General features: G+C 66.6%; 24 protein-coding genes. 6 read left to right on the top strand and 18 right to left on the bottom strand.

What is annotated here, in order from left to right:
* Positions 1-19 precede the first annotated feature (19 nt).
* From QFZ47_RS06870 to QFZ47_RS06825, 10 genes are all read right to left on the bottom strand, one after another.
* The gene (locus tag QFZ47_RS06870; RefSeq protein WP_307654931.1) at positions 20-1,681 is read right to left on the bottom strand and encodes a Na/Pi cotransporter family protein; all 1,662 of its coding nucleotides are present in this window, start codon (positions 1,679-1,681) and stop codon (positions 20-22) included.
* A gap of 64 nt (positions 1,682-1,745) precedes the next feature.
* Complete coding sequence (locus tag QFZ47_RS06865) at positions 1,746-2,606, bottom strand: phosphodiesterase (RefSeq protein WP_307654930.1); 861 nt, start codon at positions 2,604-2,606, stop codon at positions 1,746-1,748.
* Positions 2,603-3,664, bottom strand: coding sequence for an ABC transporter ATP-binding protein (locus tag QFZ47_RS06860; protein ID WP_307654929.1), 1,062 nt, complete (start codon positions 3,662-3,664; stop codon positions 2,603-2,605). The genes QFZ47_RS06865 and QFZ47_RS06860 overlap by 4 nt, the downstream gene beginning before the upstream one ends.
* Complete coding sequence (locus QFZ47_RS06855; RefSeq protein WP_307654928.1) at positions 3,654-4,454, bottom strand: ABC transporter permease; 801 nt, start codon at positions 4,452-4,454, stop codon at positions 3,654-3,656. Before QFZ47_RS06855 ends, QFZ47_RS06860 begins: the two co-directional genes overlap by 11 nt.
* Before the next feature lie 16 nt (positions 4,455-4,470).
* Positions 4,471-5,292, bottom strand: coding sequence for an ABC transporter permease (locus QFZ47_RS06850; protein ID WP_307654927.1), 822 nt, complete (start codon positions 5,290-5,292; stop codon positions 4,471-4,473).
* Between the two features lie 157 nt (positions 5,293-5,449).
* Positions 5,450-6,445, bottom strand: a complete 996-nt coding sequence (locus tag QFZ47_RS06845; protein WP_307658894.1) for an ABC transporter substrate-binding protein — start codon at positions 6,443-6,445, stop codon at positions 5,450-5,452.
* Positions 6,446-6,516: 71 nt separating this feature from the next.
* The gene (locus QFZ47_RS06840) at positions 6,517-7,530 is read right to left on the bottom strand and encodes a LacI family DNA-binding transcriptional regulator (RefSeq protein ID WP_307654926.1); all 1,014 of its coding nucleotides are present in this window, start codon (positions 7,528-7,530) and stop codon (positions 6,517-6,519) included.
* Between the two features lie 227 nt (positions 7,531-7,757).
* Positions 7,758-8,270, bottom strand: a complete 513-nt coding sequence (gene lspA / locus QFZ47_RS06835; RefSeq protein WP_307654925.1) for a signal peptidase II — start codon at positions 8,268-8,270, stop codon at positions 7,758-7,760.
* Positions 8,270-11,119: an isoleucine--tRNA ligase gene (gene ileS / locus QFZ47_RS06830; RefSeq protein WP_307654924.1), complete on the bottom strand. Its 2,850-nt coding sequence runs from the start codon at positions 11,117-11,119 to the stop codon at positions 8,270-8,272. The genes lspA and ileS overlap by 1 nt, the downstream gene beginning before the upstream one ends.
* Before the next feature lie 121 nt (positions 11,120-11,240).
* Positions 11,241-12,353 carry a bifunctional riboflavin kinase/FMN adenylyltransferase gene (locus QFZ47_RS06825; protein WP_307654923.1) on the bottom strand — a complete coding sequence of 371 codons (1,113 nt, stop codon included), beginning with the start codon at positions 12,351-12,353 and terminating at the stop codon, positions 11,241-11,243.
* Positions 12,354-12,519: 166 nt separating this feature from the next.
* Between QFZ47_RS06825 and QFZ47_RS06820 the strand changes: the two genes are divergently transcribed.
* Complete coding sequence (locus QFZ47_RS06820) at positions 12,520-13,080, top strand: HNH endonuclease (protein ID WP_307654922.1); 561 nt, start codon at positions 12,520-12,522, stop codon at positions 13,078-13,080.
* Here the strand turns inward: QFZ47_RS06820 and QFZ47_RS06815 are convergent.
* The 4 genes from QFZ47_RS06815 to QFZ47_RS06800 all read right to left on the bottom strand — a co-directional run bounded on the left by QFZ47_RS06815 (position 13,077) and on the right by QFZ47_RS06800 (position 17,635).
* Positions 13,077-13,865 (bottom strand): enoyl-CoA hydratase, encoded by a 789-nt coding sequence (locus QFZ47_RS06815; protein ID WP_307654921.1) that lies wholly within the window; start codon positions 13,863-13,865, stop codon positions 13,077-13,079. The two genes, QFZ47_RS06820 and QFZ47_RS06815, sit on opposite strands and share 4 nt — an antisense overlap.
* A 22-nt stretch (positions 13,866-13,887) precedes the next feature.
* A complete protein-coding gene (locus QFZ47_RS06810; protein WP_307654920.1) occupies positions 13,888-15,240 on the bottom strand; it encodes an alpha/beta fold hydrolase in 1,353 nt (450 codons plus the stop codon).
* Positions 15,241-15,325: 85 nt separating this feature from the next.
* Positions 15,326-16,441 carry an acyl-CoA dehydrogenase family protein gene (locus QFZ47_RS06805; RefSeq protein WP_307654919.1) on the bottom strand — a complete coding sequence of 372 codons (1,116 nt, stop codon included), beginning with the start codon at positions 16,439-16,441 and terminating at the stop codon, positions 15,326-15,328.
* Between the two features lie 12 nt (positions 16,442-16,453).
* Entirely contained in the window at positions 16,454-17,635 is a 1,182-nt protein-coding gene (locus tag QFZ47_RS06800) for an acyl-CoA dehydrogenase family protein (protein WP_307654918.1), read from the bottom strand.
* A gap of 139 nt (positions 17,636-17,774) precedes the next feature.
* On the opposite strand from QFZ47_RS06800, the gene purN reads away from it, so the two are divergent.
* Positions 17,775-18,371 carry a phosphoribosylglycinamide formyltransferase gene (gene purN, locus QFZ47_RS06795; protein ID WP_307654917.1) on the top strand — a complete coding sequence of 199 codons (597 nt, stop codon included), beginning with the start codon at positions 17,775-17,777 and terminating at the stop codon, positions 18,369-18,371.
* Positions 18,372-18,406: 35 nt separating this feature from the next.
* Complete coding sequence (locus QFZ47_RS06790) at positions 18,407-18,727, top strand: I78 family peptidase inhibitor (protein ID WP_307654916.1); 321 nt, start codon at positions 18,407-18,409, stop codon at positions 18,725-18,727.
* Between the two features lie 38 nt (positions 18,728-18,765).
* Here QFZ47_RS06790 and QFZ47_RS06785 read toward each other — a convergent pair whose 3' ends face one another.
* Positions 18,766-19,005, bottom strand: a complete 240-nt coding sequence (locus tag QFZ47_RS06785) for a DUF1653 domain-containing protein (protein ID WP_307654915.1) — start codon at positions 19,003-19,005, stop codon at positions 18,766-18,768.
* A gap of 44 nt (positions 19,006-19,049) precedes the next feature.
* Between QFZ47_RS06785 and QFZ47_RS06780 the strand changes: the two genes are divergently transcribed.
* The 3 genes from QFZ47_RS06780 (at position 19,050) to QFZ47_RS06770 (ending at position 23,551) form a co-directional block, all read left to right on the top strand.
* Positions 19,050-20,903 (top strand): M48 family metalloprotease, encoded by a 1,854-nt coding sequence (locus tag QFZ47_RS06780; RefSeq protein ID WP_307654914.1) that lies wholly within the window; start codon positions 19,050-19,052, stop codon positions 20,901-20,903.
* A gap of 28 nt (positions 20,904-20,931) precedes the next feature.
* Positions 20,932-22,203 (top strand): RsmB/NOP family class I SAM-dependent RNA methyltransferase, encoded by a 1,272-nt coding sequence (locus tag QFZ47_RS06775; protein WP_307654913.1) that lies wholly within the window; start codon positions 20,932-20,934, stop codon positions 22,201-22,203.
* A 133-nt stretch (positions 22,204-22,336) separates the two neighbouring features.
* Complete coding sequence (locus QFZ47_RS06770) at positions 22,337-23,551, top strand: DesA family fatty acid desaturase (RefSeq protein WP_307654912.1); 1,215 nt, start codon at positions 22,337-22,339, stop codon at positions 23,549-23,551.
* A 163-nt stretch (positions 23,552-23,714) separates the two neighbouring features.
* Here the strand turns inward: QFZ47_RS06770 and rpmG are convergent, their stop codons facing one another.
* The 3 genes from rpmG to trxB all read right to left on the bottom strand — a co-directional run bounded on the left by rpmG (position 23,715) and on the right by trxB (position 25,277).
* Positions 23,715-23,888: a 50S ribosomal protein L33 gene (rpmG, locus tag QFZ47_RS06765; RefSeq protein ID WP_007830291.1), complete on the bottom strand. Its 174-nt coding sequence runs from the start codon at positions 23,886-23,888 to the stop codon at positions 23,715-23,717.
* A gap of 11 nt (positions 23,889-23,899) precedes the next feature.
* Positions 23,900-24,133, bottom strand: a complete 234-nt coding sequence (rpmB, locus tag QFZ47_RS06760; RefSeq protein WP_007830293.1) for a 50S ribosomal protein L28 — start codon at positions 24,131-24,133, stop codon at positions 23,900-23,902.
* Positions 24,134-24,317: 184 nt separating this feature from the next.
* The gene (gene trxB / locus QFZ47_RS06755) at positions 24,318-25,277 is read right to left on the bottom strand and encodes a thioredoxin-disulfide reductase (protein ID WP_215246050.1); all 960 of its coding nucleotides are present in this window, start codon (positions 25,275-25,277) and stop codon (positions 24,318-24,320) included.
* Between the last annotated feature and the right edge of the window lie 103 nt (positions 25,278-25,380).

Genomic DNA, 25,380 nt, shown 5'->3' with positions numbered 1-25,380 from the left:
CCTCGGCACCCGCGAAGGATCAGCCCTCGATCTTTCCCAGCCGCGATTCGCGCAGCCGGCTCGGCGCGAGCGCGCCTGCCGATTCCAGGATCGGATAGGCAATGGAGCAGATGTGCGAGTTGACCCGCTTCAGGTCGCTGATCAGGTCGATGTGCAGCGAGCTGGTCTCCATGCTCAGCGTGGTGCGGTCCGACAGCCGGTCCAGGTGGGTGGTGGCATAGGCCCGCTCGAGGTCGCGAAAGCGCGCCTTCTCCTCGAGCAGCCGCTGTGCATCGCGCACGTTGCCGTTCAGGAAGACGCTCATGCTCAGCCGCAGGTTGGCGACCAGCCGTCCGTGCAGTTCCACGATCTCCGCCATGCCTGCTTCGGAGAAGTTGCGCTGCGGCTTGATCTTCTTGTCCTCGATGTCGATGATCACGCGCTCGATGATGTCGCCGATCTGCTCCATGTTGATGGTGAAGCTGATGATGTCGGTCCAGCGCCGGCTTTCTTCCTCGCCAAGGGCCTCGCGCGAGATGCGCGTCATGTAGTACTTGATGGCCGAGTAGAGCTCGTCCACCGTGTCGTCCATTTGCCGCAGTTCCTGCGCCAGGCGCAGGTCGTTGTGGCGGATCACGTCGAGCGTGCCGATGAGCATGGTCTCCACCACATCGGCCTGATGCAGCGCCTCGCGCGCCGCATTCGAAATGGCGAGCGACGGCGTCGAGAGGGCCGACGGGTCGAGGTGATGCGGCCGCATGGAGGTGGCCGGCAGCGGCGGCACCGGCAGCATCTTCGTGACCAGCGTGGCGACCCACTGCGTGAGGCCGATGAAGCCCACGCTGATGATCACGTTGAATGCCAGGTGGAACAGCACCACGCCGTGCGTCGCATTCGGCACGTGCGGCTGCACATGGCGCAGCCAGAGCCCGATGAAAGGCGCGAGTATGGCCACCCCGAGCGCCTTGAAAAGCAGATTGCCCACCGTGACCTGCCGCACCGGCACGGCGGACTTGGCCGTGGTCAGCACCGCCAGCAGCCCGCTGCCAAGGTTGGCGCCCAGCACCAGCCCGAGCGCGACATCCAGCGGCACCACGTTGGAGCTGGCCATGGCCGCCACCAGCAGCACCACGGCCAGGCTCGAGTACGCCACGATCGCCAGCACGGCGCCAATGGTGATTTCAAGCAGCACGTCGCTGTTGAGCGAGGCCAGCAGCACGCGAACGGCCGGCGCCGAAAAAAGCGGTTCGGTCGCCTCCACCACCAGCTGCAGCGCCAGCAGCATCAGCCCCAGGCCGATGAGCACCCGGCCCACGCGGCCCGCCACGCTCGCCGAGCGGGAAATGAACAGCACCACCCCCACGAAGATGAACATCGGCGAAAGCCAGGACAGGTCGGCCGAGAACAGCACCGAGATGAGCGCCGTGCCCACGTCCGCCCCCCGCATCACCGCCAGCGCCGCCGGCAGCGTGACCAGGCCCTGCCCCACGAAGGAGGAGGTCATCAGCGAGGTGGCGGTGCTCGACTGCACCAGGGCCGTGACGCCGATGCCCGAGAGCGCGGCCGTGAAGCGGTTGCGCATGCTCTGCACCAGGATTTTGCGCAGGTTGGCGCCGAAGACGCGCAGCACGCCCGTGCGCACGAGATGCGTGCCCCACACCAGCAGTGCGACGGCGGCCAGCAGGTTCAGGAGGTGCTTCATGGGGGCCGGTTTCTATCCTTTTCGTTCTTGTTCGTTTGCGACCCCATTTTCCACATGTATGGCCTCAATCGATCAACGCTCCGTTGTCATGGAAAGGAAAAGGGCCTTCGAAGGTGCCGGAAGCCGCCAAATGGGTCACGAGTCGGCCGTTGCGGGCCGACCAGGCATGGACCCTGAAGCCCGGCGGCTCCAGCGTCCAGGCCGAGGGGGCGTCCGGCGACAGGTCCAGGCAGACCTGGTGCGCCGGCGCCGGTGAAGTGGATGCGATGGTGCCGCCGAAGCGCACGTCGATCGCGCGGTGCAGGTGCCCGCAGATCACGCGCTCCACATTGCCGTGCCGCGCGACCAGCGCTTCGAGCGCCTCGGCGCCCTGCAGCAGGCCGATCTCGTCCATGTGGCCGATCAGCGTGCGGAAAGGCGGGTGGTGCATGGCAATCACCACCGGCTCGCCGCGGCAGGCATCGAGCTGCTCTTCGAGCCAGGCCAGGCGCTCGTCGCACAGCTCGCCATGGCTGGCACCCGGCACGCAGGTGTCCAGCGTGAGCAGCCGCAGCGCGCCCACGCGCACCGCGTACTGCACGAAGCCGGCCGAACCGACGCCCGCCGCCAGATAGGCGTGGCCGGGAAAGCTGCGGCGCAGCTCGGAGCGGTCGTCATGATTGCCGGGCATCAGGTAGACCGGCATCGTGAGCGGCGCCAGCAGGCGCGCCAGGTGCTCGTATTCGGCCGCGCGGCCAAAGTCGCTCAGGTCGCCCGTGATCACGACGGCGTCGGGCTGCTGCGGCAGCCGCAGCACCGACTGCACCGCGCGCTCCAGGTAGGGCGCTGTGTCGATGCGGCCGTAGGCCAGGCGCGCCGGCTCGCGGATGTGCAGGTCGGTCAGCTGGACCAGGATCGTGGTGTCTTCTGTCGTCGTTGTCGTCATGCGCTGGTCTCCTGCGACATCATCAGGCGATCGGGCTGGATGCGAAGTCCCACCGGGTCGCCGGGGCCGAAAGGCGTGTCGCGGCCCACGTCGGCTACAAGCAAGGGCTGGTCCTGCGTGCGCAGCTGCAGCTGCACGCGGTCGCCGAGGAAGGTGCGGCGTTCGACCGTGGCGGCGCCCCAGTCGGGCCGTGGCGCGCTCACTTCGACGTCTTCGGGGCGCACCAGCAGCATGGCATGGCTGCGCCAGGCGGGTGGGCAAGGCAGGGTGCTTCCGCCGAGTCGGACAACGCCTTGCGCGATGGCATCGGCCTCGCGCGCAAGGCGGTTGACCCGGCCCAGGAACTCCGCAACGAAGGGATGCGCCGGCGCGCGGTACAGCTCCTCGCCGCGGCCGATCTGCACGATGCGCCCGGCGCTCATCACCGCCAGGCGGTCGGCAATGGCCAGTGCCTCCTGCTGGTCGTGCGTGACGTGGATGGCCGTGATGTGCAGCCGGCGCAGCAGCTCGGCGAGTTCGTCGCGCAGCGACTCCTTGAGCTTGGCGTCGAGCGCGGCCAGCGGCTCGTCGAGCAGCAGCACGCGCGGGCGCACGGCCACGGCACGCGCCAGCGCCACGCGCTGCCGCTGGCCGCCCGAGAGCTCGGCGGGGCGCTTGTTCTCCAGCCCGCCCAGCCGCGTCAGGTCGACCAGCTCGCCCACCGCGCGCCTTTCCTCTTGCGCCGTCGCGCCGCGGATGCGCAGCCCATAGCCGATGTTGGCCGCCACCGTCATCTGCGGAAACAGCGCATAGCTCTGGAACACCATGCCCACGCCGCGAAGCTCCACCGGCCGCTCGGTGACGTCCTGCCCGCCGAACACGATGCGGCTGTCTTCGTCGGGCGCTTCGAGCCCCGCGATCAGCCGCAGCAGCGTGGTCTTGCCGCAGCCCGAGGGCCCGAGCAGTGCGAGCACCTCGCCAGCCTCCACGTGCAGGTCGGTCGGCAGCAGGCCGCGCGTGCCGTCGGCGTAGGTTTTTGCGCAGTTCGCGATGTCGATGGGGATGCGTTCAAGTTCCATGGCGTTTCTGCATCAGGTTGGCAAGGTACTGCAGGCCCCACAGCATCGGAAGAATGACCGCGAAGAAGACCAGCGTATAGGCCGATCCGATCTCGATGCGCATCGAGGCATAGCTGTCGGCCAGGCCCACGGGCAGGGTGCGCGTGAGCGGCGTGTGCAGCATCCACGTGAGGTTGAACTCGCCCACCGAGAGCGTGAACACCATCAGGCTGCCGGCCACGATGGCCGGGAACACGGCGGGCACGAGGATGCCCATGAAGCGCTGGCGGAAGTTCGCGCCCAGCGAGCGGGCAGCCTCCTCGAGCGCGAGCAGGTCGTCGCGCTGGAAGGCCGAGCTCACGGTGCGCACCATGAACGGCAGCGTGAACACCATGTGGCCCACGAGGATGAAGGCGAAGCTCTGGCGAAAGGCCGTGAGCTGGCCGTACGCAAGGATCAGCGCCAGCGCCGTGGCCAGCCCCGGCACCGCCACCGGCAGCGTGAGCAGCTCTTCGAAGATGTGCGCGGCGCGCGAGCGGCTGCGCGCCAGCGCATAGGCGCAGGGCACGCCCAGCAGCACGGTGCCGACCACGCAGGCCAGCGCCAGCGCAAGCGACCAGCCGACGGTGCCGCCGTAGTTCTCCCACACCTCACCGAGCCAGCGCAGCGTGAGGCCGCTCTTCAGGCCCGCGCTGTAGTTGTTCACGAGGCCCGCCATCACCGACAGCAGCATTGGCGCGATCATGAAAATGCTCACGAGCACGGTGACGGCCAGCAGGAAGGGCGCCCGGGGTTGCGTGTTCTTTCGCATGCGGCACTTCCTTGATTCAGCGCGTGACCGGGTTGGCGCCGAAGCGCCGCGCGGCGAACAGCACCAGCCAGGTCACGAGGCCGAGCGCAATCGACAGCGACGCGGCGAGCGCGAAGTTGGCGTAGTTGGTGAACTCGTTGTAGATGGTGATGGGTATCACCTCGAACTTGCTGGCCAGCGTGAAGGCGGTGCCGAACGCGCCCATGGAAGTGGAGAACAGGATCGCGCCGCAGGCCAGCGTGGTGGGCGCAAGCTCGGGCATCCACACGTCGCGCGCCACGCGCAAGCGCGAGGCGCTGAGCGAGCGCGCGGCTTCCTCCAACTGCATGTTCATGGCCTCGGCCGCGGCGGCGTAGGTTGCAATGGCGCGTGGCAACGAGAAGTACAGGTAGGCCAGGAACAGCCCGAGCAGGCCGTAGGCGAAGGTGATGCGTTCGCCGAACAGGCTGTCGCCGATGTCGGCCACCAGCCCCTGGCGCCCGCCGAGCAGGATCACGAAGAAACCGATGATCACGCCAGGAAAGGACAGCGGCAGCGTGAGCAGCGACAGCAGCATGCGCTTGCCCGCGAAGGTGTGCCGCGCAAGGTAGATGCCCACGGCGGCGCCCAGCACCAGCGTCGCCAAGGTCACCGCCACCGACAGCGCCACGGTGTTGGCCATGCTCTGCAGGTAGCGCGAGTCGGTCAGCACCGCGAAGTAGGTGGACCAGCCCTTGCTCGCCGGCAGTGTGAGCAGTCGCACCACCGGCAGCAGCCAGAAGGCCGCGAAAAACACGGCGGCGGGTGCCGCGCAGGCGAGCAGGCGCCAGCGTGGGTTCCAGGCGTTGGCGGGCTTCATCTCAGTTTTTTCTCTCGCGTTGTGTTGCGTGTTGCTTGTTGTTCAGGGCGCTTTTGTTCAGGGCACTTTTGTCCAGGGCGGGTGCACAGGCCACCGGGTACTCCCCTCCGCGAATGTCCCCTGTCGGCGGGAGCGCGCCCTGAATGCATCCACGGACTCAGCGCACTTCCTTCAGATAACGGTCGGAGAACGCACGCTGCGCCTCGGCCATGCGGGCATAGTCGACGCTCTTGGCGCGTGCATATTCGCTGGCCGGCAGGAACTGCGCTTCGATGTCCTTGGGCATTGCGCTGGCGCGCACCGGCCGCAGATAGGCCTTGGCCCAGATCGCCTGGCCTTCGTCGGACAGCACGAAGTCGAGCACCTTCTTGCCTTCCGCTGCATGCGGCGCCTTGGCGACCAGGCTCATCACGTAGGGCACGGCCAGCGTGCCTTCGCTCGGAATGACGAAGGCGACGTTGGCCTTGTCCTTGTACTTGGCGCGGTAGGCATTGAAGTCGTAGTCGAGCAGGATCGCGATCTCGCCCGACAGCACGCGCGCATAGGAGGTCTGCTTGGGCACGATGGGCTCGTTCTTCTGCAGCGCCTTGAAGTAGTCGATGGCCGGACCGAAGTTGTCGAGCGTGCCGCCGCGCGCCTCGTTCACCGCCACCGCGCCCACATAGCCCACGAACGCCGAGGCGGGATCGAGGTACCCGATCAGGCCCTTGTATTCGGGTTTGAGCAGGTCGGCCCACGACTTCGGAATCGGCTTGCCCTTGAGCGCATCGACGTTGACCATGAAGCCCAGCGTGCCCGAGTGGATGGTGAACCAGTTGCCGGCCGGGTCCTTCAGGCCATCGGGAATGTCTTTCCATGCGGCCGGCTTGTAGGGCTCGACCACGCCTTCCTTCTGCGCCTGCACTGCGAAGGTCACGCCCAGGTAGGTGACGTCGGCCACGGGGCTGGCCTTTTCGGCCACCAGTTGCGCGAGCGACTGGCCCGAGTTCTTGTTGTCGGCCGGCACGGTGACACCGGTTCTGGCCTTGATGGCCTTGAGCTGCGTGCCCCAGTCGGCCCATTCGGTGGGGCAGTTGTAGCAAATGGCGGTCTGGGCCATGGCCGCCGTGCTGCCGGCGGCGAGCGTGGCGGCGAGCAGGCCCAGGCGGGCCATGCGCGAGAAACGGAAAGACGACATGAAAGAGCTCCTTGGATGGTGAGGGGCGGTGGCGAGGTGGTGATCGATCAGCCGGTGGCGGTGATGTCGCGCGCGGCCGCGCACGACTCGCCGTCCCGGAAGAAGTACGGCAGCAGCAGGCTCGCATCGGCCTGCAGCGTGGTGCCGCCGGCCATGGCCTGGATCAGCAGTTCGACGCTGCGGCGGCCGATGTCGTCGTTGGGCTGCGCGATGGTGGTGAGCGCCGGCGTCAGGTCTTCGCCGAGCGCAATGCCGTCGAAACCGATCACGCTGAGGTCGTCCGGCACGGCAAGGCCGCTCAGGTGCGCGGCGCGGATGCTGCGGATGGCGAGCAGGTCGTTGGAGCAGATCAATGCGGTGGGGCGGCCTTGCGCCTGCAGCACGCCGGCGAGCGCATCGACCGCGCTTTCGACAAACGGCACCTCGATCAGCGGCGGCGCCTTGAGCCCGGCATCGGCCATGCCCCTGCGGTAGCCGCGGTAGCGCTGCTGCGCGCGGTCGGACGCGGCGAGCGTGCCGCTGACCATCGCGATGCGGCGATGCCCGTGCAGCACCAGCCGCGCCACGGCATCGGCCACGGCCGCTTCGCCATCGACGGTCACGCAGGGATGCTCGGGATGCCTGTTGTAGGCCAGCACGTAGGGTGTGGCGGTGCCGCGCAGCCGGGCGAGCGCCGCCGACGTGGAAGGATTGGAAACCACGAGGATCAGCCCGTCGACATTGCCGGCCAGAAGCAGGTGGACCGCGCGCTCTTCCTCGTCGAGCTGGTAGCCCGTGGTGACGGGAATGATCGCGTAGCCCCCGGCGATGGCCGCGCGCGCGATGCCCTGCAGGCATTCGGCAAAGGTCGGATTCAGCAGCGTGGGCAGCACCACGCCCAGTGCACGGCTGCGCTGGGTGCGCAAGGTGCGCGCGCTGGCGTTCGGCACATAGTCGAGTTCACGCGCCACGCGCTCCACCAGCTCCCGCGTGGAGCGGGTCACCTTGTCGGGGAAATTGAAGGCCCGCGACACGGTGGCCACGGAAACTCCGGCTTTGGCTGCAACGGCTTGGATGCTCATCGTGCGGTGTCATGTAATCGATTACATTTCACCGCGGCAGTATGACCCCGCTATGACAGCCGATGAAGTGGGGAGAAACCCTCGCGTGCGAGCTCTGTCTTGCTCCCTCTCCCTCCGGGAGAGGGCTGGGGTGAGGGCAGCGGCATCAACGCCACGACAGGCGCCCGGCAAGTGGGGCCGACCGCGCCGCACCGCCTACCGGGCGCCGCCCCTGCAAGACAACGAATCTATTTCCCGCGCCGAACGCGACGAATCTCGTCCAGGATCAGACAGATCGCCCCCAGCGTGATCGCACTGTCCGCCGCATTGAACGCCGGAAAGTACCAGTTCCCCCAATGGAAACTCAGGAAGTCGACGACATAGCCATGCATCATCCGGTCGATCACGTTCCCGATCGCCCCACCCAGGATGCAGGCCATCGAGAACGAAAACAGCTTCTGCCCCGCGTGCGACTTCAGCATCCAGACGATGAACACCGCGGCCGCCACGCCAATGGCCGTGAAGAACCAGCGCTGCCAGCCCGAGTGGTCGGCCAGGAACGAGAACGCGGCACCCGTGTTGTGCGCCCGGACCACGTTGAAGAAGCTCGTCACGTAAGTCGCGTCGCCCAGCTTGTAGTAGCCCAGGATCAGCGTCTTGGTGAACTGGTCGATGATCAGGATGATCGCCGCCAGCCCGAGCCATGGCCAGATGCTGCCGTTGCGCGAGCGCGATGCCGACATGGAACGTGCGGCCGCCATCACGCAAAGCCCCGCGGCTCGCCGGCACCGAACAGGTTGCTCGTGCAACGGCCGCAGATCGTCGGATGTGCCGGGTCGTGGCCCACGTCGTCGCGGTAGTGCCAGCAGCGATCGCACTTCTGCGCCGTGCTCGGCGTCACCACAGAAGACAGCACCTCGCCCGCCGCCAGTTCGATGGCGGAAGTGATGAAGACGAACTTCAGGTCGTTGCCCAGCGACGCCAGCAACGCGAAGTCGTCGACCGGTGCGCTGAGCCGCAGGTTGGCCTGCAGCGACGAGCCGACCTTGCCTTCGGCGCGCACGGCTTCGATGTCCTTGTTGACCACGTCGCGGATCTCGCGGATGCGGCTCCACTTGGCGAGCAGCGCTTCGTCGGGCGCGGCGAACTTGCTGTAGGTCTGCGCGAAGATCGACTCGCCCGGCTTGCCTGTGCTCACGAACTTCCATGCCTCTTCGGCCGTGAAGCTCAGGAACGGCGCCATCCAGCGCAGCATCGCCTGCGAGATGTGCCAGAGCGCCGTCTGCGCGCTGCGGCGCGCCAGCGAGCCCGGCGCTGTCGTGTAGAGCCGGTCCTTGAGGATGTCGAGATAGAAGCCGCCCAGGTCTTCCGAGCAGTAGATCTGCAGCTTGGCCACCACCGGATGGAACTCGTACACCTTGTAGTGCGCAAGGATCTCGGCCTGGAACTGCGCCGCGCGCGAGAGGGCATAGCGGTCGATCTCGAACAGCTGGTCGAGTGGCACCGCATCCTTCGCGGCGTCGAAGTCGCTGGTGTTCGCCAGCAGGAAGCGCAGCGTGTTGCGGATGCGGCGGTAGGCATCGACCACGCGCGCCAGGATCTTGTCGTCGCCCGCGATGTCGCCCGAATAGTCGCTCGCGGCCACCCACAGGCGGATGATTTCCGAGCCCAGCTTGTTGCTGATCTCCTGCGGGTCGATGCCGTTCTTGAGCGACTTGCTCATCTTGATGCCCTTGGCATCCACCGTGAAGCCGTGCGTGAGCAGGCCGCGGTACGGTGCGCGGTCTTCCAGTGCGCAGGCGATCAGCAGCGACGAATGGAACCAGCCGCGGTGCTGGTCGTGGCCTTCGAGGTACAGGTCGGCTTCAGGCCCGGTCTCGTGGTGCACGTTGGGGTGCGTGCCGCGCAGCACGTGATAGAAGGTCGAGCCCGAGTCGAACCACACCTCGAGGATGTCGGTGCTCTTGGTGTAGTGCGGCGCGTCTTCGGCGCCCAGGATCTCTTCGGCCGTGACGCGGCTCCAGGCCTCGATGCCGCCCTTCTCGACGATGTTGGCGGCCTGGTCGAGGATTTCCATCGTGCGCGGATGCAGTTCGCCCGAATCCTTGTGCAGGAAGAACGGGATCGGCACGCCCCAGCTGCGCTGGCGGCTGATGCACCAGTCGGGCCGCCCGGCGATCATGTCGTGCAGGCGCGCCTTGCCGTTCTCCGGGTAGAAGCTGGTCTGTTCGATGGCGTCGAGCGCGGTCTGGCGCAGCGTCTTTGGCGCCTTGTCCTTGGTGAACACGCCTTCGCCCTCGTCCATGCGGATGAACCACTGCGCTGCGGCGCGGTAGATCACCGGTGTCTTGTGGCGCCAGCAGTGCGGATAGCTGTGGGTGATGGTCTCGGTGGTGAGCAGGCGGTTGGCGTCGCGCAGCGCGGCGATGATCACCGGCACGGCCTTCCAGATGTTCTGCCCGCCGAAGAGCGGGAAGTCGGGCGCGTAGCTGCCGTTGCCCTGCACCGGGTTCAGGATGTCGTCGTAGGCCACGCCGTGGGCGATGCAGGAGTTGAAGTCGTCCACGCCGTAGGCGGGCGAGGAATGGACCAGGCCGGTGCCGTCGGTGGCGGTGGCGTAGTCGGCCAGGTACACCGGCGACAGGCGCTTGTAGCCGGCGTCCACGTCGTACAGCGGATGCTCGAATTCGAGCCCGCCGAGCTTCTCGCCCTTGACCGTGGCCAGCACCTTGCCGTCGAGCGCATAGCGCGTCATGCACATCTCGACCAGCGAGTTGGCCAGGATCAAGAGGCCGCGCTCGGTGTCGACCAGCGAGTATTCGATCTCGGGGTTCAGGTTGATGGCCTGGTTGGCCGGGAGGGTCCACGCGGTGGTGGTCCAGATCACGGCAAAGATGTCGCCGAGGATCGTGTGGTCGGTCTCGAAGGCCTTGAGCACCTTCTCGCGCTCGTGCGCCTTGAAGGCCACGTCGACGGTCTGGCTCTTCTTGTCGGCGTATTCGATCTCGAATTCGGCCAGCGACGAGCCGCAGTCGAAGCACCAGTAGACGGGCTTGAGGCCCCGGTAGACGAAGCCGCGCTCGATCACGTGCTTGAACGCGCGCAGCTCGCCGGCTTCATTCGCGAAGTCCATCGTCTTGTAGGGGTGGTCCCATTCGCCCAGCACGCCCAGGCGCTGGAAGTCGGCCATCTGCTGCGCGATCTGTTCGGTGGCGTAGGCGCGGCTCTTGGCCTGCATCTCGTCGCGGCTCAGGTTGCGGCCGAACTGCTTTTCGATGGCGTTCTCGATCGGCAGGCCGTGGCAGTCCCAGCCGGGCACGTAGAGCGCGTCGAAGCCTTCGAGCTGGCGCGCCTTGGTGATCATGTCCTTCAGGATCTTGTTCACCGCGTGGCCCATGTGGATCTGGCCGTTGGCGTACGGCGGGCCGTCGTGCAGGATGAACTTGGGCGCGCCGTGGCGCGCGTCGCGCAAGCGGTGGTAGCGGCCTTCGTCGTTCCATTCCTTGACCCAGCCCGGTTCGCGCTTGGGCAGGTCGCCGCGCATCGGGAAGGGGGTATCGGGCAGGTTCAGCGTGGAGCGGTAGTCGGTGGGGGAGGCGGCGTCAGACATGTTGGGGTGCGAAACAGAGGGGCTTCGACAGGCTCAGCCCGAACTGCATTGAGCGGTCGGTGCGGAAGAAAAGCCGTTCGCCCTGAGCTTGTCGAAGGGCGGCAGCACGGTGCGTGCAGGGCTAAATTCGATCGCGCGTGGTCTGGCGGTGGGTTTCGGCGTGGGTCGACGCAAAGAACGCGCGCGCGTCGCGCCCATCCTTCGCGATGCCCGCTGTCAGGGCCTCGAGGCTGGTGTAGCGCAATTCGTCGTGCAGTTTGTGCAGGAGTTCCACGCGGACGATTTTACCGTAGGCCCCTTCGGCTCCCAGATGCGAGGGCCACTCCAGGCAATGCGTCTCCAGCAGCACGCGGCCCGCGTTGACGTCGTTGGCATCGAGCGAGGGGCGCACGCCGAGGTTCGCCACGCCGGGCAGCGGCTGGTCGGCCAGGCCGTGCACCAGCACCGCGAAGATGCCGCTGGCCGCCGGTTTCCAGTGCTTGAAGCGCAGGTTGAGGGTGCGAAAACCGTCGTCCTTGCCTGGGGCCGAGGCGCCCAGCGCGCGGCCGAGCTTGCGGCCATGGACCACGTGGCCCGAGATCGTGTAGGGCCGGCCGAGCAGGGTCTGAGCGTCGGTCATGCGGCCTTCGGCCAGCGCCTCGCGCACGGCCGAACTGGAAACGCGCAGGCCATGCCCGTCGCCGGGCCGCCCCAAGACGGGCGCGCCCCCTCGGGGGGCAGCGGGGCGAAGCCGCGCGTGGGGGTCCGATATCTCGTAGCTGTTCATGCGCGCCACGTCGAAGCCGTGGGCATCGCCGGCCGCGTCGAGCATGGCGTAGTCGCCGGCCCGCTTGGCGCCAAAGCGGAAGTCGTCGCCCACCAGCACGTAGCGCGCGCCCAGGCCGTCGATCAGCACGTTCTGAATGAATGCCTCGGGCGACTGGGACGCCAGCCGGCCGTCGAAGGGCAGCACGATCGTCTGCGCCACGCCGCAGGCCGCGAGCTCGGTGAGCTTGTCGCGCAGCGTGCCGATGCGCGCGGGCGCCAGGTCGGGTTTTTTTGTGACGGCGGCAAAATAGTCGCGCGGGTGCGGCTCGAAGGTGAGCACGCAGCTGGGCAGGCCGCGATGGCGCGCCTCGGTCTGCAACAGCGCCAGCATGGCCTGGTGGCCCCGGTGGACGCCGTCGAAATTGCCGATGGTGAGGGCGCAGGCCGGAGCCACGCCCGGGTGCCGGAAGCCGCGGAAAACCTGCATGGGTGGGTATCTTTTTGATAGCGCCTTTTGCCCGTCGAATGGGCACATCAGGCCGTTTTGTCACAAAGCCGGTATATTGTGACTCAGTGCGTCGCTGGAAGTGGTCTCCGGCGTGCTGCGTGTCTCTGGTCTTTCCGTGATTCTTCCCTTTTTGAGGAGGCGTGTGGTGAAGGTCTTGAAGCTGTCGGCCCAAGGGCTGCCCCAGTCATGGATATCGCTCGAACAGGCGGTCATCCACTATGCAGCGGACGAGGTCCGCTGGGAGGTGGGCGCGCAGGTGGCTGTGTTCCGTGGCGGCCACAACGCCATCACCGGCCAGCAGTCGCAGATTGCGATCAACAGCATCATCGGCACCAAGGGCGTGCCGCGCATCAACCCCTTCACCCAGCGCCCGGGGCTCACCAACAGCAAGCTGTTCTCGCGCGACCGCAACATTTGTGCTTACTGCGGCGGGCATTTCCACGAAGACGAGCTCACGCGGGAGCACATCATTCCGTTTGCGCAAAAGGGCATCGACACCTGGATGAACGTGGTCACGGCCTGCAAGCCGTGCAACCACCGCAAGAGCAGCCGCACGCCCGAACAGGCCAACATGCCGCTGCTGTACGCGCCCTACGTGCCCAGCCTCTGGGAAGATTTCATTTTGCGAAACCGCCGCATCCTGGCGGACCAGATGGAATTCCTGATGGCGCACCTGCCGCAGAGTTCGCGGCTGCACGACACCTAGCGCTTCCAGTCCGGCGGGCGCTTCTCGACGAAGGCCTGAACGCCTTCCAGCGCACTCTCGTCCATCATGTTGCAGGCCATGGTTTGGCTGGCGTCGGCCAGTGCGGCCTCGATGCCGGTTTCGAGCTGCCGGTAGAACAGCGCCTTGCCGAGCGCGAGCGCCTGGCGCGGCTTGGCGACGATGCTCGCCACCAGCGCCTCCACGGCGGCGTCGAGTTCGCCGGGCGGGGCCACCCGGTTGACCAGGCCCTTCTCGCGGGCTTCCTCCGCGCCGATGAATTCGCCGGTCACCAGCATCTCGAACGCTTCCTTGCGGCCGAGGTTGCGCGACAGGGTGACGCTTGGCGTGGCGCAGAACAGACCCACATTCACGCCGCTGACCGCAAAGCGCGCCTCGGTCGCGGCCACCGCCAGGTCGCACACCGCGACCAGTTGGCAGCCCGCGGCCGTCGCAATGCCGTGCACGCGCGCGATCACCGGCACGGGCAGGCGCTGGATCGACAGCATCATGGCGCCGCAGCGCTCGAAGAGCCGCTGGTAGTAGCCGAGCGAGGGCTCCGCGCGCATTTCCTTCAGGTCGTGACCCGCGCAGAAGGCCTTGCCCGCCGCCGCGATGACGACGGCGCGCACGGTGTCGTCGGCCGCGATTTCGCCGAGCGCCTGTTCGAGCGCGCCGAGCATGCCTTCGGAGAGGGCGTTGAACGAGGCCGGGCGATTCAGCGTCAGCGTGGCCACGCCGCGTGCATCGCGTGTCGCCAGCACGAAGGGGGAAGTCGTGTCGTTCATGTCCTGGGCCCTCATCGATCCGTCAGTACGTCAGTTCGAGCACCGTCACGTGCTGCTGCGCGGCCGGCCAGGTCAGGCCGGTGATGCGCTCCGCGTTGAATTCACCGGTCACGGCGCGCTGCGGTTGCGCGGTGGCCACGCGCAACCGCGAGCTCGATACGCCCGAACCCCTGGGCGGCACGCCGGGCGGCGGGCTCTGGCCATCGAAGCGCATGGTGTCGCGCTCCGCATCGAAGTAGCCGCGCGGCCGCGTGAAGACCACGACCGCCTGGGCGCTGCCATCGGCCGGCACGAGGCGTTCGGGCCGCAGGTTCACGACGCGGCTGCTGCGCAGAAACGGGCTGCGGTAGATGTGCGTGATGCCGTAGCCCGGTGCGCCGAGCACGAACTCGTAGGTCGTATCGCCGCGTGCATTGAACGGACCCCAGCGGCCATCGGCGCCGATGTTCTTGCTGTGCACCGCATCGCCGCGCCGCGCCCCCGTGGCCGGATCGACGGCATACACGGTGACCTGCCCGCCATTGAGCGACAGGTTCTCCGCGCCCACTGCGCGGCCGTCGAGCACGACCTTCGCTTCGGGCGCCACCGCCGTGCTGCGCGGCGGCTCCCCGGTCAGGAGCTGCCAGGTCGCCGCGAACGCAGCGGGCGAGAACGAGGTTTCCCGGTGGTCCACGCGCGGCAGCACCACATTGGCCGCGCCCTTGAGCGCCGGTCCGTCGAAGCCGATGTTCGTCGGCTGGCCCGGCACGCCGATCCACACGCCGTCGGGCTGGGCGTACTTGTCGTTGTTGTCCGAACGCAGCGTGAGCCACTTCACGCCCGGCGCGACCTCGTCGCCATTCGGCCCCTTCGGCGCATTGAGCTGCTGCATGAAGCCCGAGAGCCCGGAGAACTCGTTGTTCTCGCGGAAGCCCTTCACGGCCCAGATCCCGTGGGCGGGATTGCCGCCCAGCACCACATGGCTCACGACCGCCGCGCCGCCGCCGTTCTGCACGTAGTTGCGGATCGTGTTGCCGCCGCGCGAATTGCCGATCAGCACCACCTTGCCGGCGCCCGTGGCTTTGAGCACCTTGTCGACCTCGCCCTTCAGGAACAGGGCCGAATCGGTGGTCGAGCTGCGGCCGGGCTGCGCCACGGCATCGTCGTCGCGTGCCAGCGGATAGGGCTGGTCGAGCGCAAAGAGCCGGTCGCGCGGCCAGCCGTTCGATTCGAAGCGCCAGATCGTGGTCTGCCAGAGCGCGCCCGAATCGCCGTTGCCGTGCATGAAGACGATCGGCGGGCGTTCGGTGTACGAAGGCGAGGGGGCGGTGGCGCAGGCGGTCAGCATGGCGGTGGATGCGAGCCCGAGGGCCAATAGAGTGCGGCGTGATGGCATGTGATGTGTGTTCCTGGCAGAGTTCCAGTAAGAACGCCCGCCGGCGCAAGGCGGGCGGGCGTTGGATGCTATGGGAAAAACAGCGTCAGGCGAAGACGCCGGCCGTGTCCTGCATGCGTGCCGACACTTCGCCCAGGTGGTGCAGCGTGTCGCCGAAGGTCATTTCGAGCTGCGTGAGCTTGCGGAAATAGTGGCTGCCGATGTATTCGTCGGTCACGCCGATGCCGCCATGCAGCTGCACCGAGTTGGCGGCAACGTAGCGCATCGACGTGCCGAGCTGGTACTTGGCGCGCGCCATCGCCTGGCGCCGCTCCTCGGCCGGCGCATTGAGCTTGAGCGTCGCGTAGTAGCTCATCGAGCGCGCAAGTTCGAGCTGCATCTTCATGTCGGCGACGCGATGGCGCAGCGCCTGGAAGGTCGAAATCGCCACGCCGAACTGCTTGCGCTGGTTCATGTAGTCGACCGTGAGGGCCAGGGTCTTGTCCATCACCCCGACCGCTTCGGCGCAGGTGGCGGCAATGCCGACGTCGACCGCGTATTCGAGCGCGGCCAGGCCATCGGCGGTGACCAGCGTGGCGTCCGCCTTGTCGAACACCACCTCGGCCGCGCGGCTGCCGTCCTGCGTACCGTAGCCGCGGGCCTCGACGCCGCTCGCGCTGCGCTCGACCAGGAAGAGGGCGATCTTGCCGTCGACCTTAGCGGGCACGATGAACGCATCGGCTTCGTCGCCCACGGGCACCACGCTCTTGGCGCCCGTCAGCGACCAGCCGTCGCCGGCCTTCACGGCCTTGGCGTCGCACAGGTCGAGCCGGTAGCGCGACTTGCGTTCCTGGTAGGCCAGCACCACGATGGCCTGGCCGCCGGCAATGCGCGGCAGCCAGTTGTCCTTGATGTTGCTGTCGGCATAGCCGCTCAGCACGGCACCGGCGATCAGCGTCTGCGCAAAGGGCTCCAGCACGATGCCGCGGCCCAGTTCTTCCATCACCACCATGCCGGCCACCGGGCCCATGCCCAGGCCGCCGTCGTCTTCGGCGATGTAGAGGCCGCCCAGGCCGAGTTCGGCCAGCTCGTCCCATGCTTCGCGCGAGAAGCCGCCCTGGGCCTCGATGCCGCGGCGGCGTTCGAAGTCATAGCCCTTGTCGACCCACTTGCGAACGGCGTCGCGCAGCTGTTCCTGGTCGTCCGAAAAATTGAAATCCATGTTCTTGTCTCCTCAGCCCAGCACCGTCTGAGCGACGATGTTGCGTTGCACTTCGTTCGAGCCGCCGTAGATGGTGGTCTTGCGCATGTTGAAGAAGGTCGACGCGAGTGGCGCAAGGGCAGGGTTGCCGCCGGGAAAGTCGCCCTGCCAACCGGCTTCCATCGCTTCGCGGATGAGGGGCAGGGAATAGGCGCCACCGGCCAGCATCATCAGCTCGCTGTAGCGCTGCTGGATCTCGCTGCCGCGGATCTTGAGCAGGCCCGCGACATCGAGCGAGTTCTTGCCCGAGGTGGCGGCCGAGAGCACGCGCAGCACCATCATCTCGAGCGCGACGATGTCGACCTCGAGCTTGGCGATCTCGTCGCGGAAGCGCGGATCTTCGTAGACGCCTTCGCTCTTGGCGATGCGCTTGAGGCGCTCGAGCTCGCGCTTGGCGCGGTTCACGTCGGCAATGTTGGTGCGCTCGTGCGAGAGCAGGTGCTTGGCGTAGGTCCAGCCCTTGTTTTCTTCGCCGATCAGGTTCTCGGCGGGCACCTCGACGTTGTCGAAGAACACCTCGTTCACTTCATGGCTGCCGTCCAGCAGCTTGATCGGCCGCACCGTGACGCCGGGCGACTTCATGTCGAGCAGCAAAAAGCTGATGCCGGTCTGCGGCTTGCCCTCGTTGCTGGTGCGCACGAGGTTGAACATCCAGTCGCCGTACTGGCCGAGCGTGGTCCAGGTCTTCTGGCCGTTGACGATGTACTTGTCGCCCTTGCGCTCGGCGCGGGTCTTGACGGAGGCCAGGTCGGAGCCCGAGCCCGGTTCGCTGTAGCCCTGGCTCCACCAGACCTCGCCGCTCGCGATGCCGGGGAGGAAGCGCTTTTGCTGCTCGGCATTGCCGAAGGCCATGATCACGGGCGCGACCATCACCGGGCCGAACGGGATGATGCGCGGCGCGCCGGCCAGGGCGGTTTCTTCCTCGAACAGGTGGCGCTGGATGGCGGTCCAGCCGGGGCCGCCGAATTCCTTCGGCCAGCCGTAGCCGAGCCAGCCCTTCTTGCCGAGGATCCTGGCCCAGCCCTGCAAATCGTCGCGCGTCAGTTCGAGCGCGTTGTGCACCTTGTGCGAAATCTCTTGGGGAAGGTTCTCTTTGACCCAGGCGCGAATTTCTTCGCGGAACTTCTGTTCTTCGGGCGTGAAGCTCAAATCCATGCGTGCCTCGCTGTGTTGATCGTTCTGCCGCCATCGCGGCGAAAAGCGGCGTGTCTCCGGAATCTGGAGTTTTAGCACGGTCGTGCTGTGAATCGGTGTCCGCGCGGCGACAAGTCGAGCACAGATAATCCCGCCTCCCATGAAGAACATCGTGATCCTGATCTCCGGCGGCGGCTCCAACATGGCGGCCATCGTGCGTGCCGCCGAGCACGGCCGCTGGTCCGAGCGCTTCGGCGCCCGCATTGCCGCCGTCGTCAGCAACAAGGCTGAAGCGGGGGGGCTCGCAATCGCCAGAACGCACGGCATCGAAACCGCCGTGGTCCCGCACAAGGAGTTTTCGACGCGCGAAGCTTTCGACGAGGCGCTGGCGAAGGCCATCGATGCGCATTCGCCGGCGCTGGTGGTGCTGGCGGGCTTCATGCGCATCCTGACGCCGGGCTTCGTCGGCCGCTATGCGGGCCGCCTGGTCAACATCCACCCCTCCTTGCTGCCGGCGTTTCCCGGGTTGAACACGCACCAGCGGGCGATCGACGCCGGCTGCAAGGTGGCAGGCGTCACCGTGCACCAGGTGACCACCGAACTCGACCACGGCCCGATCCTGGCCCAGGCGGCGGTGCCGGTGCTGCCAGACGACACTGCCGCCACGCTGGCCGGCCGGGTGCTCGCGCAGGAGCATCAGTTGTATCCACGCGCCATTGCCGAATGGCTTGCAGATACATCAAGTCACACGTCTTAAATTTGTTTATATTCGCGGGTTTTCGGGAGCACGAATTGAGAACCCAATCGCTACTGGCCGCGGTCGCCGGCGCCATCCTGCTGTCGGCCTGCGCCGCGCCAGCCCCTGCACCAGCCCCCGCATCCGCATCCGCTGCGCCACCCGAGCCGGTGTTCCAGTGCAATGCGGACGGCGCGCGGTTCGCTGTCGGCCAGCCGTTGTCGCCTCAGCTAGAGGCCGCAGCCCGCGTGCGCGCCGGCGCAGGCACGGTGCGCGCGCTGAAGCCCGGCGAGGCGGTGACGATGGAACTCAACGGCGGGCGCCTGAACCTCGATGTGGACGCACGCGGCCGCGTGACGGACGTCCGCTGCGGCTGAGGCGCCTTGGGGGTCGACGCTGTCGAATACATAGCGTCCTAGGCCGGCGCGAAGCGTCGTTGGCGGACACCGTCGATCTCCACGGTTTCCTCGAACATCGCGGCCGGGCGCACCCACAGTCCCTGGGCACCATAAAGGGCGCGGTACAGCGTCATCGGCTCCAGCGTTTCGCTGTGGCGCACGGTGCCCAGCACCTCGTATTCGCCGCCCTTGTAGTGCCGGTAGCGGCCGGGAGGCGTCTCGATCAGGGGTGGCAAGTCGTTGTCGTCGTCGTTCACGGTCTTGCTGGCCTTTCAATGTGAGGTTGGTGGAGGAAAGTCGGATGGATCGCGCTGATTTTGTTCATCTCGTCAGGCTGAGCGAGCATGCCAGCGCGGAGGACGGCGCGCGCTACCGGCGCGGCGTCGCCGCCTTTGCCGCGCTCGGCTACCTCTGGGTGCTGGCCTGCCTCGCGCTTTCCGTCGGCATCATCGCCTGGGTCGCGCTGGCGGCCGGACGCGGGCGCTTCAGCTTCACGCGCGGCTGGCTGCTGCTGTTCGCCCTGGGGCTGCTCTGGGCCACGCTGCGCGCGCTCTGGGTGCGCTTCGACGAACCCGAAGGGCGCGAACTTTCGCGCGCCGATGCGCCGGCGCTGTTCGAGGCGCTCGAGCGTATTCGCAAGAAGATCAAGGGGCCGCCGGTCCACCGCGTCTATCTCGACGACGAGTTCAATGCCAGCATCCGGCAGGTGCCGCGCTTCGGGTTGTTCGGTGGGGCGGTCAATTCGCTCAGCATCGGGCTGCCGCTGCTGATGATGCTGGACCGGCGGCGGCTGCTTTCGGTGCTCGCGCATGAATATGGGCATCTGCGCGGCAACCACGGCAAGCTCAGCGCCTGGATCTACCGCACGCGGCTCTCGTGGCTGAAGCTGGACGCCAGCCTGCAGCGCGACGAAGGCGTGATGGCGCTGGTGTCGCAGGCTTTTTTCCGCTGGTACTTTCCGCGCTTTGCGGCCCGCACCTTCGCGCTCGCGCGGCAGGACGAATACGAGGCCGACCGCATCTCCGGCCGCCTGCTGGGCACGCCCGTTGCCGCGGCCGCCCTGACGGAAATAGCCATCAAGGCCTGCTGGTATGCCGACGAGTTCTGGGCCTCGCACTGGGCGCGCGCCGAACGGGAGCCCCAGCCGCCCGGTCCCTTCCAGGCCCTGAGGGAGCGTGCCGCCACACCGCCGGACGCGGAATTCGCGCGCCAGGCCCTGCGCGAAGCCATGCGGCGCGTCAGTGACCTGGAAGACACCCATCCGGTGCTGCGCGACCGGCTCGAAGCGCTCGGCCAGAAAGCCGTGGTGCCGCCCTGGTCGACCGAACCCGCGCTGGGCATGCTGGCCGACAGCGCCAAGTGGATCGAGCATTTCGACACCCAATGGCGCCGCGCCCATGCCAGCGATTGGAAGCAGCACCACGCGCATCGCTCGCGCCTTCGCGAGCGCGTCGATCTGCTCGCGGCGCGCGGCGAGCACAACACGCCCGACGAGCTGGTGGAGTGGGCCGATTCCGAACGCCGGCTCGATCCGGCCGCGCCGGTGCGTGCCCGCTATGAGCGCGCACTCCAGATCGCGCCCGAGCACTCCGGCGCGCTGCGCGGACTGGCCCAGATGCTGCCCCTGCGCGATCGCGCGGCGCGCCTGGCCGTGCTCGAACGTCTGTACGGGTCCGGCGCGGCCAGCCGCTGGTGGGCCGCGAAAAGCGCCGTGGGCACACTGGAAGACCCCGATGCGGGAACGCACGACGAGGAGGCGCTCAAGCTGTGGCGCGGCCGCCTCAAGGAGGCCGAGGAAGCCGAGGCCCGTGCCTGGGAAGAGATCACCGAAACGCCATTCTTCAGCCAGATCGCCCGGCATGACCTGAACGAGCATGAACTGGGCGAACTGCGGGCCGACCTGGCGCGCTGTCTTCCGATTTCGCAGGCCTGGCTGGCGCGCAAGATCCTGCGCGAATTTCCGTGGCGCCGGGCCTACATCGTGTTTGTCGAACTGCCGGGACTGGACGACGGCGACCGCTGGCAGCTCTGCCGCCACCTCGAACAGACGCTGAGCCTGCCGGGCGCCGCGCTGGTTCTCTGGGCCGGCCATTCGCCGACCTTGGCCGAGATCGAGCGGCACGCTTTCGGGGCGATCTGGGCGCGCACGGCGTAGGGGGCCGCCCGGCTGAGACAATCGGGGCATGCACCCCAAAGCCCTGTTGGAGGCCACCGCCGATCTGGTCGGCCTTGTCCTGAAATTCGATCACCCGGCCGACCAGGTCGTTTCGCGTTTTTTTCGCGACCACCGCGAGTTCGGTCCGCGCGAGCGTGCCACGCTCGCCGAGACCGTCTACACCGTGCTGCGCAAGAAGCTCCTGTTCGACCACCTCTCGCCCTCGGGCAGCGGTTCGAAGGAGCGCCGCATGGCGATCCTGGGCTTTCATGGCCCGCGAGACTTTCTGAAGAGCGCCCTCAACGACACCGAAAAGCGCTGGCTCGACAACTGCGACGCCGTCAAGCCCGACGATCTGCTCGAACGCCATCGCCACAACCTGCCCGAATGGCTGGTCGGGCCGCTCAAGGCCCAGCTGGGCGACGGTTTCTGGCCCCTGGTCGAAAGCCTGCAGCAGTCCGCGCCGCTCGACCTTCGCGTCAACGTCCTCACCGACAAGCGGGCGGATGTGAAGGCGGAGCTTGCGAAGGCTGCTATCAAATCGGAAGCAACCCCGTTTTCGCCCTGGGGCTTGCGCATCGATGGCAAGCCCGCCTTGAACAAGCTGGACGCCTTCGCCCGCGGCGCCGTCGAGGTGCAGGACGAGGGTTCCCAATTGCTGGCGCTGCTGCTGGACGCCAAGCGGGGCGAAATGGTGGTCGATTTCTGCGCCGGCGCCGGCGGCAAGACGCTGGCCATCGGCGCGACCATGCGCAACACCGGCCGGCTCTACGCCTTCGATACTTCGGCCCACCGGCTCGATGCGCTCAAGCCGCGGCTCGCGCGCAGCACGCTGTCGAACGTTCATCCGGCGGCCATTGCACATGAGAGGGACGAGCGCATCAAGCGGCTGGCCGGCAAGATCGACCGCGTGCTGGTGGACGCTCCGTGCTCGGGCCTGGGCACGCTGCGCCGCAATCCGGACCTGAAATGGCGCCAGTCGCCCAAATCGGTCGAGGAACTGACGGTCAAGCAGGCCGCCATCCTGCAAAGCGCGGCACGCCTGCTGAAATCGGGTGGCCGGCTGGTTTATGCCACCTGCAGCGTGCTGCCCGAGGAAAACGAGGCCATTGCCGAGGCTTTCAGTGCCGCCAATCCCGATTTCGTGCCCCAGGACGCCGCGGACCTGCTGCAGGGCCTCAAGGTGGAGGGTTTCGAGGCACTCTGCGCCGGCGGTGCGGACGGCCGCCGCTATTTGCGGCTGTGGCCTCACCGCCACGCCACCGATGGCTTCTTTGCAGCGGTGTGGAACCGCAACTAGGCACGGCACTCCAAATTAGGGTAAATCTGCGCCTTTAAGGAAGGGTAAAAGACCTCATTTAGTCCCTGCCGCCTTAAAATCGCGGGTTAACTGAAAGGCTGCACCTTCGTGCGGCCATGGAGCACTTAATTCAATGTTGATTCCTGACTCTGCCGTTTTGAGCGCGGCCATCGACTGGCTCGGACACGGCTTGTGGGACCTCACATGGTGGCAAGTCGTGTTGTACACGCTCGTCACCACGCACATCACGATCGCCGCGGTCACGATCTTCCTGCACCGCACGCAGACGCACCGGGCCATGGATCTGGGTCCGATCCCTTCGCATTTCTTCCGTTTCTGGCTGTGGCTCGGCACCGGCATGGTGACCAAGGAATGGGTGGCCATCCACCGCAAGCACCACGCCAAGTGCGAAACCGAAGAAGACCCGCACAGCCCGCAGGTCAAGGGCATCGACGAAGTCCTGTGGCGCGGCGCCGAGCTGTATCGCGCCGAGTCGAAGAACAAGGAAACGATGGAACGCTACGGCCACGGCACGCCCGACGACTGGCTCGAGCGCAACCTGTACACGCGCTACAGCTGGCAAGGCGTGGGCCTCATGCTGGTCATCAACCTCGCGCTGTTCGGCGCGCTGGGCCTGTCGGTCTGGGCCGTCCAGATGCTGTGGATCCCGATCACGGCCGCCGGCATCATCAATGGCATCGGCCACTACTGGGGCTACCGCAACTTCGAGGCACCGGACGCCAGCCGCAATGTTTCGCCCTGGGGCCTGATCATCGGCGGCGAAGAGCTGCACAACAACCACCACACGTACCCCACCTCGGCCAAGTTCTCGGTCAAGAAGTACGAATTCGACATCGGCTGGGTCTACATCCAGATGATGCAGAAGATCGGCTGGGCCAAGGTCAAGAAGGTGCCGCCGAAGATGCAGATGGGCGACATCCAGCCCGTGGCCAACGAGAAGACGCTCGAGGCCGTCATTGCCAACCGCTATGAAGTGATGGCCGGCTATGCCCGCGAAATGCGCCGTGTCACCAAGGCGGAACTGGCTGCACTCAAGACCAAGGGCGGCGACATCTCGGTGCTCAAGGCTGCCAAGAACTGGCTGCATCGCGATGACGACAAGGTGCCGCCGTCGGCCCGCACGCATCTGGTGCAGGCGCGCGCTGCCCACCCGGTGATCGACAAGATGGTCACCATGCGCGAAGAGTTGCGCCAACTCTGGCTCAACACCTCGCAGTCGCGCGAGCAGCTGGCGGCCGATCTGGCAGCCTGGTGCCATCGTGCGGAAGCCAGCGGCATTGCCGGCCTGCGCGAGTTCTCGACCCGCCTGCGCGCCGCACGCGCCTGAGCAGGCGAGCGTTCCCGCTCCATCAAAAAAGCCGACCTCAGGGTCGGCTTTTTTGTGCCTGCCGTATAGCCGCTCCGCTTGGCCGGAGGGGTGTTGCCGTTCGACAGGCAACAAAAAACCCGCTGGGTGAGCAGCGGGTTCTTGTGGGGGAAACCGGGCCGAATTACTTCAGCTTGATTTCCTTGTATTCGACGTGCTTGCGCGCCTTGGGGTCGAACTTCATGATCGACATCTTTTCAGGCATCGTCTTCTTGTTCTTGCTGGTCGTGTAGAAGTGGCCGGTACCCGCGGTGGATTCCAGCTTGATCTTTTCGCGTCCGCCTTTGCTCGTTGCCATGATTCAGCTCCTTAAGCTTGGCCGCGTGCGCGCAGGTCTGCGAGCACGGCGTCGATGCCGTTCTTGTCGATCAGGCGCAGTGCGGCGCTCGAAACACGCAGGCGAACCCAGCGGTTTTCAGTCTCGACCCAGAAACGGCGGTATTGCAGGTTCGGCAGGAACCGGCGCTTGGTTTTGTTGTTGGCGTGGGAAACGTTGTTTCCGACCATCGGGCCTTTGCCCGTTACGTCGCATACGCGTGCCATGAGGACACTCTTTCTTGAACAGCTGGCACCGGCGCAATCGTGGCCAGTCTTGGCCGATTGCACGGTGTTTTGCAGCTTGACCTCGCCAGAAACGGGTGGCGGTACCCCGGCTTTGCCGAAGCTCCTGAAAAGAGCCCAGTTTCGGCAAAGCCTTGGATTATAGCCCTTTTGGGGCCTGCCTTGGCTACAGGGTGCCGTCCTGCTCCAGGAAGCGCTGGGCATCGAGTGCGGCCATGCAGCCGGTGCCCGCGCTCGTGATGGCCTGGCGGTACACGTTGTCCTGCACGTCGCCGGCGGCAAAGACGCCCGGAATGCTGGTCATCGTGGCAAAGCCCTGCAGGCCCGAGCGGGTCAGGATGTAGTTGTCCTTCATCTCCAGCTGGCCCTGGAAGATGTCGGTGTTGGGGTGGTGTCCGATGGCGATGAAGCAGCCCTTGAGGTCGATCTGCTCGGTGGCGCCGGTCTGCGCGTTCTTGATCCGGATGCCCGTCACGCCCGTGTCGTCGCCCAGCACCTGGTCGAGTTCGTTGTGCAGCTTGAGGACGATCTTGCCTTCGGCGACCTTCTCGTTGAGCTTGTCGATCAGGATGGGCTCGGCGCGGAACTTGTCCCGGCGATGGACCAGCGTGACCTTGTTCGCGATGTTGGCGAGGTACAGGGCTTCCTCCACGGCGGTGTTGCCGCCGCCGATCACGCACACTTCCTGCTCGCGATAGAAGAAGCCGTCGCAGGTTGCGCAGGCCGAGACGCCGCGGCCCATGAACTTCTGCTCGGAGTCGAGTCCCAGGTACTTGGCGGAGGCGCCCGTGGCAATGATCAGCGAATCGCAGGTGTAGGTGCCGCTGTCGCCGGTCAGCGTGAACGGACGCTTGCCGAGGTCGACCTTGTTGATGTGGTCGAAGACGATCTGCGTCTTGAAGCGCTCCGCGTGCTCGAGAAAGCGCTGCATCAGGTCGGGGCCTTGCACGCCGTGCACGTCCGCGGGCCAGTTGTCGACCTCGGTGGTCGTCATCAATTGCCCGCCCTGGGCAATGCCTGTGATAAGCAAGGGCTGGAGGTTTGCGCGTGCTGCATAAACGGCGGCGGTATAGCCGGCCGGGCCGGAGCCCAGAATCAAGACCTTGGCGTGTTGGGGAGCGGACATGAATGGAAAACCTAGGATTTGCGCTGCTTCAGCGTGTACATTTTCAGGGTGGTAGCGATATATGTGGAGTATCACCGCTCGGTTCAACACCGGGTGCACGGTG

Origin of the sequence: Variovorax paradoxus (genome assembly GCF_030815975.1) — a bacterium.
Classification (GTDB): Bacteria; Pseudomonadota; Gammaproteobacteria; order Burkholderiales; family Burkholderiaceae_C; genus Variovorax; species Variovorax paradoxus_N.
The sequence above is the reverse complement of the archived record's forward strand: the minus strand, read 5'-3'. Positions and strand labels throughout refer to the sequence as shown.

Excerpts from the sequence above, each read along its gene's own strand:
- ileS (WP_307654924.1), bottom strand. The coding sequence starts at position 11,119 with ATGTCTGACGCCGCCTCCCCCACCGACTACCGCTCCACGCTGAACCTG.
- purN (WP_307654917.1), top strand. The coding sequence starts at position 17,775 with ATGAAGAACATCGTGATCCTGATCTCCGGCGGCGGCTCCAACATGGCG.
- QFZ47_RS06770 (WP_307654912.1), top strand. The coding sequence starts at position 22,337 with ATGTTGATTCCTGACTCTGCCGTTTTGAGCGCGGCCATCGACTGGCTC.
- QFZ47_RS06840 (WP_307654926.1), bottom strand. The coding sequence starts at position 7,530 with ATGAGCATCCAAGCCGTTGCAGCCAAAGCCGGAGTTTCCGTGGCCACC.
- QFZ47_RS06815 (WP_307654921.1), bottom strand. The coding sequence starts at position 13,865 with ATGAACGACACGACTTCCCCCTTCGTGCTGGCGACACGCGATGCACGC.
- QFZ47_RS06805 (WP_307654919.1), bottom strand. The coding sequence starts at position 16,441 with ATGGATTTCAATTTTTCGGACGACCAGGAACAGCTGCGCGACGCCGTT.
- trxB (WP_215246050.1), bottom strand. The coding sequence starts at position 25,277 with ATGTCCGCTCCCCAACACGCCAAGGTCTTGATTCTGGGCTCCGGCCCG.
- QFZ47_RS06855 (WP_307654928.1), bottom strand. The coding sequence starts at position 4,454 with ATGCGAAAGAACACGCAACCCCGGGCGCCCTTCCTGCTGGCCGTCACC.
- rpmB (WP_007830293.1), bottom strand. The coding sequence starts at position 24,133 with ATGGCACGCGTATGCGACGTAACGGGCAAAGGCCCGATGGTCGGAAAC.
- QFZ47_RS06850 (WP_307654927.1), bottom strand. The coding sequence starts at position 5,292 with ATGAAGCCCGCCAACGCCTGGAACCCACGCTGGCGCCTGCTCGCCTGC.
- QFZ47_RS06845 (WP_307658894.1), bottom strand. The coding sequence starts at position 6,445 with ATGGCCCGCCTGGGCCTGCTCGCCGCCACGCTCGCCGCCGGCAGCACG.
- lspA (WP_307654925.1), bottom strand. The coding sequence starts at position 8,270 with ATGGCGGCCGCACGTTCCATGTCGGCATCGCGCTCGCGCAACGGCAGC.
- QFZ47_RS06825 (WP_307654923.1), bottom strand. The coding sequence starts at position 12,353 with ATGCAGGTTTTCCGCGGCTTCCGGCACCCGGGCGTGGCTCCGGCCTGC.
- QFZ47_RS06800 (WP_307654918.1), bottom strand. The coding sequence starts at position 17,635 with ATGGATTTGAGCTTCACGCCCGAAGAACAGAAGTTCCGCGAAGAAATT.
- rpmG (WP_007830291.1), bottom strand. The coding sequence starts at position 23,888 with ATGGCAACGAGCAAAGGCGGACGCGAAAAGATCAAGCTGGAATCCACC.
- QFZ47_RS06810 (WP_307654920.1), bottom strand. The coding sequence starts at position 15,240 with ATGCCATCACGCCGCACTCTATTGGCCCTCGGGCTCGCATCCACCGCC.
- QFZ47_RS06780 (WP_307654914.1), top strand. The coding sequence starts at position 19,050 with ATGGATCGCGCTGATTTTGTTCATCTCGTCAGGCTGAGCGAGCATGCC.
- QFZ47_RS06860 (WP_307654929.1), bottom strand. The coding sequence starts at position 3,664 with ATGGAACTTGAACGCATCCCCATCGACATCGCGAACTGCGCAAAAACC.
- QFZ47_RS06775 (WP_307654913.1), top strand. The coding sequence starts at position 20,932 with ATGCACCCCAAAGCCCTGTTGGAGGCCACCGCCGATCTGGTCGGCCTT.
- QFZ47_RS06870 (WP_307654931.1), bottom strand. The coding sequence starts at position 1,681 with ATGAAGCACCTCCTGAACCTGCTGGCCGCCGTCGCACTGCTGGTGTGG.
- QFZ47_RS06865 (WP_307654930.1), bottom strand. The coding sequence starts at position 2,606 with ATGACGACAACGACGACAGAAGACACCACGATCCTGGTCCAGCTGACC.